General features: G+C 46.7%; 9 protein-coding genes. All 9 read right to left on the reverse strand.

Going from position 1 to position 13,241, the window contains the following annotated elements:
• Positions 1–23 precede the first annotated feature (23 nt).
• On the reverse strand, positions 24–1,364 hold the full coding sequence (locus LRL21_RS03215) for a hemolysin family protein (protein ID WP_240414323.1): 1,341 nt from the start codon (positions 1,362–1,364) through the stop codon (positions 24–26).
• Between the two features lie 331 nt (positions 1,365–1,695).
• Complete coding sequence (locus tag LRL21_RS03220) at positions 1,696–3,021, reverse strand: replication-associated recombination protein A (RefSeq protein WP_240414324.1); 1,326 nt, start codon at positions 3,019–3,021, stop codon at positions 1,696–1,698.
• Between the two features lie 345 nt (positions 3,022–3,366).
• On the reverse strand, positions 3,367–4,119 hold the full coding sequence (locus LRL21_RS03225) for a tRNA threonylcarbamoyladenosine dehydratase (protein ID WP_240414325.1): 753 nt from the start codon (positions 4,117–4,119) through the stop codon (positions 3,367–3,369).
• A gap of 375 nt (positions 4,120–4,494) precedes the next feature.
• Complete coding sequence (aspS, locus tag LRL21_RS03230; protein WP_240414326.1) at positions 4,495–6,276, reverse strand: aspartate--tRNA ligase; 1,782 nt, start codon at positions 6,274–6,276, stop codon at positions 4,495–4,497.
• A gap of 49 nt (positions 6,277–6,325) precedes the next feature.
• Complete coding sequence (hisS, locus tag LRL21_RS03235) at positions 6,326–7,603, reverse strand: histidine--tRNA ligase (protein WP_240414327.1); 1,278 nt, start codon at positions 7,601–7,603, stop codon at positions 6,326–6,328.
• Positions 7,604–8,048: 445 nt separating this feature from the next.
• Positions 8,049–10,007 (reverse strand): FAD-dependent oxidoreductase, encoded by a 1,959-nt coding sequence (locus LRL21_RS03240; RefSeq protein ID WP_240414328.1) that lies wholly within the window; start codon positions 10,005–10,007, stop codon positions 8,049–8,051.
• 261 nt (positions 10,008–10,268) lie between these two features.
• Positions 10,269–10,445, reverse strand: a complete 177-nt coding sequence (locus LRL21_RS03245) for a hypothetical protein (RefSeq protein ID WP_179097493.1) — start codon at positions 10,443–10,445, stop codon at positions 10,269–10,271.
• A 99-nt stretch (positions 10,446–10,544) separates the two neighbouring features.
• Positions 10,545–10,985 (reverse strand): D-aminoacyl-tRNA deacylase, encoded by a 441-nt coding sequence (gene dtd, locus LRL21_RS03250; RefSeq protein ID WP_240414329.1) that lies wholly within the window; start codon positions 10,983–10,985, stop codon positions 10,545–10,547.
• Positions 10,986–11,007: 22 nt separating this feature from the next.
• Positions 11,008–13,200 carry a RelA/SpoT family protein gene (locus LRL21_RS03255; protein ID WP_240414642.1) on the reverse strand — a complete coding sequence of 731 codons (2,193 nt, stop codon included), beginning with the start codon at positions 13,198–13,200 and terminating at the stop codon, positions 11,008–11,010.
• Between the last annotated feature and the right edge of the window lie 41 nt (positions 13,201–13,241).

The following is a 13,241-nucleotide window of genomic DNA, read 5'->3' on the forward strand; positions in this document are numbered from 1 at the left end:
CATGCAGATATCCGCTTTTTTGTTTACATGCTCATTGGGAGCGTATCCTCTTGTTCGCCTTGCTCACTGCGTTTAATGACCAAAATCCGCGAGATCCGCAAATGATCGGTTTCATCAATAACAAATTCATATTCATTATTGTAATCAATGCGTTGGCTTCGTTTAGGGGGCATCTCTACCTGAGCATAAATCCAACCGCCAATCGTGTCGTAATCATCGGATTCGATCTCTACGCCAAAATAGCTGTTTACTTCTTCAATCAGCATCCGCCCGTCAATGGAATGTGTTGAATCATCACGCTTTTCGATCTGCGGACGCTCTTCATCGAATTCATCCTGAACCTCGCCGACAATTTCTTCTATAATATCTTCAAAAGTGACTAATCCCGAAGTGCCGCCATACTCATCTATGAGCAGCGCCATTTGCGTTTTTCTTTTTTGCATCAGCTTCAGCAGCGCACTGATTTGCATCGACTCGGGAACTTTCGTGATGGGACGAATAATTTTTTTGATATTACCGATACCGCGGTCTGACTTCAACAAATCCTTGATATGCACAAAGCCGATGACATTATCCTTATCGGGATCACAAACTGGATATCGGGTGTGCATTTCGGTTACTGCAATTTGTCGATTTTCCTCGTAGGATAGATTAGCATATAAACAAATCATTTCGGTACGCGGGATCATAATTTCACGGGCATTCGTTTCTGAAAACTCAAAAATATTATCCATTAAAGTTAATTCAGTATTATCAATAAGTCCACTTTTATTGCTTTCCTTCATCAAGCCGCGAATTTCCTGCTCCGTATGTGCTGTCTCATGCTCGTCTGTTGGCTCTATTCCAGATTTGCGCAGCATCCAGTTGGAAGTACCATTCAGAAACCAAATAAATGGAAACATGATTTTGTAAAACAGGATCATCGGTCCCGCAGACATCAGCGTAATTTTCTCTGGCATACGAATCGCGTAGGTCTTGGGAAACTGTTCCCCAAGTGTGATATGAAAAGAGGTGATGATCGTAAAAGCAATAACAAACGAAATCGTATGCTGGATCGTTTCAGGGATTTGCAGCGGCTGCAACACCGGTTGGAGCAGTTTAGCTATTGCTGGTTCACCAATCCAACCAAGCCCCAGTGAAGCAAGCGTAATTCCCAATTGGCAGGCTGATAAGTATCCGTTAAGGTTTCTCATGATGATTTGAGCAAACTTGGCATTGCGGTTTCCTTCCTTAGCCAGCACATCAATGCGGCTATGACGAACCTTAACCAATGCAAACTCTGCTGCCACAAAAAAGCCGTTTAAGAATACCAAAAGCAAAACTAAACTTAAATTCCAAAGTATCGGTAATGGGTCACTACTCAATTAATTTCCTATTCTCCTCGTTCGAGATGAATAGGTACACCTCCCCTAAATTCACAATTTTTTGAGACATTTGAAGCTGATATATGTGAGAGCTTATCAACATAAATATGGGTATAATATGCAAAAAAGTGTTTCGATGCTTAGTTAAGAAGCCTTCGTCATCCTTTTACGTGCATAATATAACTCTATAATTAAATTATATATGATTAAACTATACAGTCAAACCGTGGGCTATGCTTAAAAATTAAACAAATCAGTCAAAAAGCTTGATCAATTCAACTTATACCGAGAATTAGCCTTAAATGAGGCTAAAATGAGCCAGCCTGACCTATTATCGCCGTTTTCGCTGCTTATGCCCGTTTCTGCGCTCTTGATTCAGCCTTATTTTATCCTCCATGCCCTGCTCGGTCGCCTCGTAGAAGGCCTGCTCATTGAGCTTGTCCGGTAAGTACTGCTGGTCCACATAGTGACCAGGAAAATTATGAGGATATTGATAACCGACATGCCCAAGCTTCTCCGAACCTTTGTAATGTGCATCACGCAAATGCAAAGGAACCTCGGCAGCGCCCAGAAGCTCAAAGGCTCCCATGACTTTGCCAATAGCGATGGGAATCGCATTCGATTTAGGACTTTCAACTGCAAACAAAATGGCTTGTGCAATTACATATTTCGATTCCGGCCAGCCGATCTTATGATAGGCATCCATCGCCGTTACGGATTGCAGCATCGCCTGCGGGTTAGCCAAACCGATATCCTCACTGCTCGCTACAATCAGGCGGCGCAAAAAGGTCATCGGGTCCATACCCAGCTTCTCTACGGCATAGAGGAACCAGAACAGTGCCGCGTCACTGGAGCCGCGGATGCTCTTGTGGAACGCTGAGAGCACATCATATTGGGTCGACTCATCTGCTTTGACGGTAGGTCTTCGTATCGACTCCTCTGCCACCTCCAGCGTTATGTGTACCTCTCCGTTCCTGTTCGGCGGAGTCGTTAGCGCTGCTAGCTCAAGCGCATTCAATGCGCGGCGAATATCGCCCCCAGCCATGCGAGCAATATGCGCAAGCGCTTCCTCTGAGGCTGCAATCGGCAGCGAGCCAAGGCCGCGCTCTTGATCAGCAAGCGCTCGGCGCAGCGCCACAAGCGAGTGCTCTTGAGTTAAAGCCTGAAGCTCAAACAGTGTGGATCTTGACAAGAGTGCGCCATTCACATGATGAAATGGATTTTCGGTCGTAGCCCCAATCAGCACGATAATACCTTGCTCGACAGCTGGGAGAAGCGCATCCTGACGAGACGTATTGAAGCGATGCACCTCGTCCAGAAACAAAATGGTTTTGCGACCGTACAGCGTTTTATTGTCTTTGGCCTGTTCTATGACCTCACGCACATCTTTGACGGTTGCATCCACCGCATTCAATTTGATAAATATGCCTTGTGTAGCATGCGAAATAATGTTTGCAAGCGTCGTTTTTCCAGTACCTGGTGGACCGTATAACAGTATCGATGACACCTGATCCGCTTCTATAGCTCTTCTCAGCAGCTTTCCGGGACCGACGATCTGTTCCTGACCAATATATTCATCCAGCGTAATGGGTCGCATCCGATCTGCGAGCAGCTTCCCAGCAGGACTTTTTTCCTCGGCTAATGAAAATAAATCCATCCTTCATTCACAACCTCTATCGTATTCGAATCTAGTTTTCAAATAATAAGAGTTCAAAAAGTCGACTTTTCAGCACCGAGAAGGTTGCAAGAAGGTGAAGGAGGAGGAGCGGAGTTTAGGCAAAACCTAAATGAGCACCGCACTTCAAGCCTGAATGCAAGATTCGATGTCGAGTAAGCCTCTTGTGAGACTTCGTGATCAAATGGGGACTTTTGAACAACCTCCTAAAGTAAAAAAGCACAGGAAGCACTCCTTGCGGAGCATTCCCTATGCTTTACATTATAAAGGACATTTTAGGCATTTACAAAATGTGGTCACATTAGTGCTCACTTCGCTCCAATATCCTCAGTCCTGATTCGATTTTTCCAGTAAATCCTTCACTACCACACTGACTGCAATCAAACCCGCTACAGGTGGCACGAAGGCATTGCTGGCCGGTGGCTGCTTGGCCTTACGAATTTCAGGCGCATTTTCGGGAACGATTTTCTGCGTAACATCGACTCTCGGCTTTAGGGGGGCTTCCGTCGAAAAGACGACCTTAACTCCCTTTTTGATTCCATCCTTACGCAGCTTGTTTCTGATGACACGGGCTAATGGATCCATGGAGGTTTTGGAAATATCGGCAACCTGAAATTTGGTAGGATCCATTTTGTTAGCCGCGCCCATACTCGAAATGATCGGTATTTTGCGCTCCAGACATTGTTTGATCAAGTGAATTTTGTAGCTGATTGTATCTGAAGCATCTACTACATAATCCAAAGGATAGGCAAACAACTGCTCGTACGTTTCTTCCGTATAAAACATTCGCAAGGAAACGACATCGCATTCTGGATTGATTTGCAGAATGCGGTCACGCATCAAATCGGCCTTGGGCTGACCAACCGTCGACATCAGGGCATGCACCTGACGGTTAATATTTGTAATGTCGACTACATCCTTATCGATCAGTACGAGCCGGCCTATCCCTGTGCGGGCTAACGCTTCTGCAGCCATTCCGCCTACGCCGCCGATCCCCAATACTGCTACGCAGCTGTTACGCAGGACCTCCAGTCCTTCCGGTCCGATAGCAAGCTCCGTTCTTGAAAACTGGTGCAGCATGAAACAAATCCTCCTTTCGGTGACCCTCCCAAACCCTCCCTATAGGGAGGGCCCCAAAGGGCTATGCCCTCTGGACTCCCTTTTTTGTGCGCAGACGGTTTAGGTTCTCGGGTCGCTTTCGTCCCTGCGGGACACGCTTGACTGTTGGTGTGATGCTTGTATGCGAGACTGCGAGTTCTCGGGCCGCTTTGGCCCCTTCGGGTCAAGCTTGACTGCTCATGTGGTGCTTGGTTTGCGAAACTGCGAGTTCTCGGGTCGCTTTGGCACCTTCGGGACAAGCTTGACTGCTCGTGTGGTGCTTGATTGAGAGACTGTGATTTCTCGGGCCGCTTTGGCCCCTACGGGACAAGCTTGACTGTTGGTGCAGAACAAAACTTACGCTTTTGCAGCGGGCTGCTTAAGGGCTAAGCGGATTGACAATTGTTCCAGCTGTTTGTCGTCTACTGGACCTGGTGCATCTGTTAACAAGTCGGTAGCACTTGCGGTTTTAGGGAACGCAATCGTTTCACGCAGGTTAGTGCGTTTCGTAATTAACATTACCAGACGGTCAAAGCCGAAGGCAATTCCGCCGTGTGGAGGAGTTCCGTATTCAAAAGCTTCCAGCAGGAAGCCGAATTTTTCTTGCGATTCTTCTTTGCTGAAACCAAGTGCCTTGAACATTTGCTCTTGAACCTCACGCTTGTAGATCCGCATGGAGCCGCCGCCAACTTCATAGCCGTTTAGTACCAAGTCATAAGCTTGCGCTCTGATCTTGCCTGGGTCGGTATCGAAGAAATGCACATCTTCTTCATTAGGACGGGTGAACGGATGGTGCTCGGCAACATAACGTTTGGCTTCTTCATCATAGCCCAACAGCGGGAAGTCCATAACCCAGGCGAATTTGAATTCGTTCTCGTCGATCAGACCAAGGTCGCGTCCGATTTTCAAACGAAGATTACCTAATACATCAGCAACAACCTTTTTGCTGTCTGCCGAGAATAATAGCAAATCTCCCTCTTCTGCTTCCAGACGAGTCTTTAACGTGGCAAGCTCTTCTTCGGAGAAGAATTTAACGATCGGGCCTTTCATTTCGCCTTCCTTGAGCACTACCCAAGCAAGACCTTTAGCGCCATAGCGTCCAGCGAATACACCGAGGTCATCAATTTCCTTACGACTCCAGCTGCCGCAGCCTTTGGCATTAAGCGCTTTGACTTGACCGCCTTTTTCGACAACGGAAGCAAATACTTTAACACCGGAGTTTACTACGATATCGGATACATCCTTGAGTTCAAGACCGAAACGCAAATCCGGCTTATCCGAGCCGTATTTGCCCATAGCGTCAGCATAGCTGATACGCTGGAACGGACGTGCAAGCTCGGTGCCAGTGGTCACTCTGAACAGCTCAACAGTAAGCTCCTCCATCATATCCAGCAATTGATCCTGCGACAGGAAGGAAGTCTCGATGTCGACTTGTGTAAATTCAGGCTGACGGTCCGAACGCAAATCTTCATCACGGAAACAGCGTGCAATCTGGTAATAACGCTCCAAGCCGCCTACCATAAGCAGCTGCTTGAAGATTTGTGGTGATTGCGGTAAAGCAAAAAATTCACCCGGATGCACACGGCTTGGCACCAAATAATCACGCGCTCCTTCAGGCGTGCTTTTAGTCAAAATCGGCGTTTCTACTTCCAAAAATCCATTGGCATCAAGGAAGTCACGGAATACTTTGGCAGCCTTGGAACGTACCATCAGCGTACGCTGCATTTCCGGACGACGCAGGTCCAGGTAACGATATTTCAAACGTAAGGACTCGTCGATTTCGATGCCGTCCTCGATGAAGAATGGCGGGTTTTTGGCAGCATTCAGGATTTCAATCTCCGTAACCTGGATTTCGATTTCGCCCGTTTGCAGGTTGGCATTAATCGTAGCTGCATCACGCTCAACCACTTTTCCGCTAACGGCCAGTACGTATTCATTACGTGCACGGTCACCTATTGTTAAGGCTTCACCTGAAAAATCAGGATTGAATACGATTTGTACCAAACCGCTGCGGTCACGCAAATCAATGAACAATACGCCGCCCAGATCGCGTCTTCTTTGTACCCAGCCGTTCAGAATAACGGTCTCTCCTACATTCGCTTTCGTTAACGCTCCACAATGATGGGTTTTCAACAACATGACTCTCATCAACCTCCAGGTTTTGTTAGATAAAATTAGATAAAAATTGTTAGTTCAGCTTTATAGACTTCATATGGGCTACAAATTGGTCCAGCTTCACGGTTTGCTGCTCGCCACTCACCATCGATTTGATCGTGATCTCACCGCGTTCAAGCTCATCATCACCGAGAATTGCAACATAGGAAGCTTTGTAACGATCAGCCGATTTCATTTGCGCTTTGATTTTACGGCCCAGATAATCTTTTTCTGCCTTCAGGCCAGCCAGTCGAAGCCACTGCAATTGCTTGGTAACTTCCTTCTCTGCAGCTTCTCCCAGACCGACCAGATAAATATCGAGCAGCTTCACAGCAGGGAGCTCCACATTTTGCGCCTGCAGGATGAGCAGAGTACGTTCCAGACCCAGTCCAAGGCCAACACCAGGCTGATCGTTGCTGCCGCCGCCAATTTGGCCTACAAGTCCGTTATAACGGCCGCCGCCGCCTATAGTATCAATAGCTCCAATACCTGCCGCCTTATACTCAAATGCCGTATGCGTGTAGTAATCAAGTCCGCGTACCAAGCGCGGATTAATACGGTACGGTATGTTCATGGCACCCAGATGCTCTTGGACCGCCGCAAAATGAGCTGTACATTCCTCGTCCAAATATTCCAGAATGGTCGGGGCGCCCTCGCAAAACTTTTGATCTACCTTGCAGTCCAGAATCCGCATCGGATTTCGATCATAACGGGATTGGCAATCAGAGCACAGCTGGTCTTTTACCGGGGCAAAAAACTCCTGCAGCTTCTGCTTGAATACGTCTCGACAAGCAATAGTGCCAACCGAGTTAATATCAACGGTCACATCCTTGATGCCAAGCTCATTATAAAATGTGTATCCCAGCGCGATTACTTCCGCATCCATACTCGGGTCCACAGATCCGAAGGCTTCTATGCCAAACTGATGAAACTGGCGATAACGTCCAGCCTGCGGCTGCTCATAACGGAACATCGGTCCGATATAAAACAGCTTGCTGACGTCTGGCTCACCAAACAGCTTATTTTCCACATAGGCGCGGACAACACCAGCTGTTCCTTCCGGACGCAGCGAGAAGCTTAGCGGCTTGTTGCGATCACCTTTAGCTTCAAACGTATACATTTCCTTTTCCACGATATCTGTTGTTTCACCAACACCCCGTTGAAATAGCTCGGTGTTCTCAAAGATCGGAGTGCGAATTTCACGATAATTGAATCGTTGGCACAATTCACGTGCTTTGGATTCTACATACTGCCATTTTTCAATTTCTCCAGGAAGCAGATCCTGGGTCCCCTTCGGTTTCTGAATACTCATATAAGGCTGCTCCTTTCTTCTATTGCCGGATATGGACGGAAATTAAAAAAGCTCCCGCCCCCGACATTAATTTGTCAGGGACGAGAGACTTATCGACGAAGTCTTCCCGCGGTACCACCCACGATTTGCATCTTAACATCTAATCATCAAGACACACACTCAAAGCGGTTAACGCCCGCAATACGCAATTCGACTACTGCACAGCATCCATTTACTGTGGTTCCCCGATTGTCCTCCGGGAGGTCTGTTCGTTCGTTTCACATAAGGAAGCTTGCAGCTTGAGCTTCCCTCTCTGGCTATGCGAGGGTACGAAGTACTTGATCCCATCAACGGATATATAAATAATCCTATTCATTAACCATTATTGTAATAGCGAATTTTGGCAAAGTCAAGTTATTTGCTTGATATTGTGCATTATTGCCTTTAAGCACTGCGTTCATTAAGATTATTTTGCCGCTTTAACATGCTTATATACATCATTGATGAGCATATAAGTATCCCCATTCGACAATTCCTGTTTTTTGGTAATCCCGTCTACGGTCTCTTTGCTCAGGATTCCCTTAGTCTGCAAATTGCTCAAAGCATTTGCTGGAGCAGCATCCTGCTTCAGCAAGGATGCTATCATTTGCGCGGCTAAATCCAACGTCAATGCTTGCTTGGATGGTTCATTAGCCTTGGAGATGACCGCAGAAGCACTGCCTGACATCGCTGCCGGTTTGAACTTGCGCATGCCTTCCAGCATGTTCACCATCCGCTGCTGATTGGAGGATTTATCCAAATCGAATTCATTTCTGTAACTGCCGCTGGCAAGTCCCAGGCTTACAGCAGTCTTTAACCCCTCATACGATTTATGCTCCATGTAAGGGGCAGGTTTGAGACTAAATGGCTTTAAGTCCATTCCTTGATCATTCAGCATCGTATGCAGCTTGGCAATGGATTCTTTGGATGCCGATAGCTGTCGGAAGCTCATATTTTGTTCAATTGCGATCTTCACCGATGCCCCGGCAGCCTCGCCTTCGGCCATACCTACGGGTACAACTCTCGCGCTGCCATGTGGAAGTGTATCATAGCTTGCTGCTCGACCCACAACGAGCAATCCGTCTACCTTAAGAGGTACAATGCTGCGATAAGGAACCGCATATTTATCCGGATCAATGACAACTGTGCCACTATCCTTTGGGCTTGTCCGCTGAATATCAACCGGATATCCGCCAAATGCGATACGGTCCCATTGATCACGGTTTTCCAGTAAATCAATAATGGACAGCCTGTATTCGCCCTGCATATGTCGTGATTCGCGCACGTACAGCTCAGGTGCAATTCCTGCCAGCTCTACACCTTCAAATTCAGGGTATTGCTCCTTCAAATATGCCAGAACGTTAGGAAGCTCGTCCTTGGCAATCTGGAACGCTTCCTGCCTTGATTTAGGATCAAAAGGATCGACCCCAAAAATTTGCAGCGCATTAACAAGCATCGTGTTATCATTTTGGCGCCCGCCGTTCAGACCACGCATTCTTACCTTTTCTTTATTAACAGCAGGGTAATCCTGCATTTTCGTTAATCCCCACAGACTCATTTCGTTGATTCCGTATACACCCAGCCCCTTGTCCTCAGCTTGTATAGGTTTGCTGAAGCTGGCCCAGCGTTCAGGTGTAATATTGTTAAGTCTGAATACGGCTGTAACTGCCATTCGGCTTTTGGGATCCATCAAATCTTCGCGTCCCACTGTATAAGGGACACCTGCTGCTGCTGCTATGTCTCCATCCTGTGTTGCATCAATAACAGCCTTCGCTTCGATAGCAACCCTGCTGCCATCTGATTTGGTAACGACTATGCCTGTTACACGGGCAAGCGCTCCAACTCCTGCCGAAGCCACCTGCGGCTCGATCTTCTTTGTTTTTAACAGCAGATCGATATTGGCTTCTTTGCTCACCATATCATTAAATACATTAGCCGCTGTTACCACATCAAAGGAATCCCCTTCGATACGACCGTACCATTCGCTGAATATTCCTTTATTCAGAATGTCATGATTCGACAATAAGCCTTTGCTGGGCTCGTAATTCATGTCTAGGCTGTTCAACCAGCCCAGTGTCATTAATCCTCCCAGGATTTCACGATCATACCCATCCACCAAAAGTGTTTTGAGACCGTTGCGTGATGCCGATATGGCTGCAGCCAAGCCTTCAGGATCGGTTCCCACTACGATGAGATCATAGCTGCTTTTAATAACTTTGGTGCTTTTTACTTCCATTAGCTGCTGCGGCTTACCAGGTCCTCCAGTTGAAGACATTTTGGTAGCTACTAAATATGTACCTGCTCCTATTACGGCCACCAGCAGTATAGCAAACACTACCAGCTGCCATCCCTTACTATTTCCAGTTGAATAACCTGCTTTCCCCATCCTGCACCTCGTAAGTATCATTTTTTATAATTCGATAAAATTGTGAGTCCACATTACCCGCACCTTCTAAATACGATTTATAGGTGACAATGGTTGCAAATGTTCGCCAAAATTCAACAAATGATCATAATTTAATGCTTGTCCCCTACCAATTGACCTTTGAATAAACCCAAAACTAGACTTAGTGTATCACAGGTGAGGAACAGACAAAAGAAAAAACCGCCAGAGCGTACCCTGACGATTTACTTAATCTACATATGGTTAGCGATAGGTTCGGCGAGGCTGCTGCTTTAACTGCTCTGTAACAGAAGAATAGTCTGCGGTGACTTCATTGCCATTCAAGCTGGCGGCAACCATTCCAACTGACTCCCCCAAGCCACAGGACAGCAGCTGCTGTTCAGGCCGATAAACGATATTTTGATTTACAGACTTGTGCATAGGAAACAAGCTCCTTTTCAGTACTAGCTGACCGAGTTGATGCTCGTTCACTGCTGAACTTATTATTTCCACATTAATATGCATTTATCCGTATGCCAGCTATCTGCTTTCGATAATTAAGGTGACTGGACCGTCATTAACTAAAGCTACATCCATCATTGCACCGAACACTCCGGTTTCCACCTGCAAACCAAGCCTGCGAAGATGCTCATTGAATTGTTCATATAAGGGCTCTGCTTGCTCCGGCCTGGCTGCAGCCATAAAGTTGGGACGTCTGCCTTTACGACAATCCCCATAAAGTGTAAACTGTGAAACCGACAAGATTTGGCCAGCTGTCTCGGTGATGGACAGATTCATTTTCCCTGTTTCGTCCTCAAATATGCGCAGCCCGGATATTTTCTCAGCAGCATACCGAGCATCCTGTTCAGTATCCTCATGAGTAACTCCAACCAACAGCACAAGACCGTTCCGAATTGAACCGACCGTTACTCCATCTACCACAACGCTGGCCTGCTTACTACGTTGAACAACAATACGCACCTTGCGCACACCTCAATTAAGTTTATGTCTGCATAATCCGATGAACCGAGTAGATATCACGGATTCGTTTGATTTTTTCTACGACAGAATGCAAATGTTCAATATTGCGAATCATGATCGACATATGAATGACCGCCATCTTATTCTTGTCCGAACGACCGGAGACGGCCGACATTATCGTTTTGCTTTCTGAAACAGCCTGCAAGACTTCATTTAACAAGCCCATACGATCATGTCCCGCAATTTCAATCTCAACGTTATAGCTCGCTTCAACCGAATCTACCCACTCCACCTCGATCAGGCGATTGCCTTCTTCGCTCCCATCGTCTGCAGGAATATTCGTACAATCCTCGCGATGCACCGAAACGCCTCGACCCCGGGTAATGTAACCAACAATAACATCTCCTGGAACGGGATTGCAGCAGCGTGCAAAACGAACGAGCAAATTGTCCACGCCTTTAACTCGAACTCCGTGTGTAGGCCGACTTTTCTTCTCGGCTGTGACTCCCTTGACTTCTTTAATCTCGTTGGTAAGCTGAAGTGCTTGCTGCTGTGCTTCTTCCGCTTCTTTACGCAATTTATCGGTAAGACGGGTAACGATTTGCGCAGCAGTAATGCCACTAAAGCCAACCGCCGAGAACATGTCCTCGACTTCATGGAAGTTGAACTTTTTGGCAACCTCCAACAGTTCATTATCTTTCATCAGAGCCGATGGCTCGTGACCCAGTCGCTTCAGCTCGCGTTCAATCGCTTCTTTGCCTTTTTCCACATTTTCCTCACGCTTTTCCTTCTTGAACCACTGCCTAATTTTGCTGCGGGCATGCGAGGATTGGGCCAGCTTGATCCAGTCCTGACTCGGTCCATAGGAATGCTTGGAGGTCAATATTTCTATGATATCTCCGGTTTTCAGACGATAATCCAGAGAAACGATTCGACCATTCACTTTGGCGCCAATAGTGCGGTTACCGATCTCGGTATGAATACGATATGCAAAATCAAGCGGGACTGAACCCGCTGGAAGCTCGATAACCTCGCCTTTTGGCGTAAACACAAATACAAGATCAGAGAAAAAATCCATCTTTAATGACTCAACAAATTCAGAAGCATCCTCGGCATCCTGCTGAAGCTCCAGTATTTCACGGAACCAGCTCATCTTATCTTCAAAGCTCCCAGACGGTACAACACTACCCTCTTTATAAGCCCAGTGCGCGGCTACTCCGTATTCGGAGGTTCTGTGCATTTCGCCTGTCCGGATCTGAACCTCTAGCGGCTCCCCTTTAGGGCCAATGACTGTCGTATGCAGAGACTGGTACATATTCGATTTGGGCATAGCGATATAGTCTTTAAACCGTCCTGGCATAGGCTTCCAGAGCGTATGAATGATACCAAGTGTAGCATAGCAATCTTTTATATTGTCCACGATGATTCGAAGCGCAAGCAGGTCATATATTTCATTAAACTGCTTATTGCGAGCTGTCATCTTTTTATAAATGCTGTAAATGTGCTTGGGACGCCCGGAAATATCCGGCTCAATCCCCATCTCGGAGAGCTTTTCGCTGACCGTATGCACAACGTCCTCAATGTATTGCTCACGTTCGACCCGCTTTTTTTGCATCAAATTGACAATCCGGTAATACTGCTGCGGATTCAGGTAACGAAGGGCGATGTCCTCCATTTCCCACTTAATCGCAGAGATCCCCAGTCTGTGGGCAATTGGACAAAATATTTCCAAGGTTTCATCAGCAATACGCCGCTGGCTTTCCTCGGACTGATATTTTAAGGTACGCATATTGTGCAAGCGATCGGCTAATTTAATAAGAATAACGCGAATATCCTGAGCCATCGCGACAAACATTTTGCGGTAATTTTCGTTTTGATGCTCTTCCTTGCTCTTGAATTTAATTTTCTCCAGCTTGGTCAAACCATCGACAATCATGGCACAGGTTTTACCGAACTTGGCATTCACAATGTCAAGCGAAACGGTTGTATCCTCAACTACGTCATGGAGCAGCGCGGCGATGATTGAAGTTGCATCCATCTGCATGTTGACAACAATATCAGCAACCGCTAATGGATGTAAAATATAGGGCTCGCCCGACTTGCGAACTTGCCCGGAATGGGCCTGCTCGGCAAATTCGTATGCTTCCCTGATACGCTTCAAATCATGTTCTTTTATAAACTCCGACGCCTTTTCAAGAAGCTGCTCAATCCCCATTCGTTTACCCATTCCCTTAAATCGATTTTAGTCCATTATGC

Origin of the sequence: Paenibacillus periandrae (genome assembly GCF_022458865.1) — a bacterium.
In the GTDB taxonomy this organism is placed as follows: Bacteria; Bacillota; Bacilli; order Paenibacillales; family NBRC-103111; genus Paenibacillus_S; species Paenibacillus_S periandrae.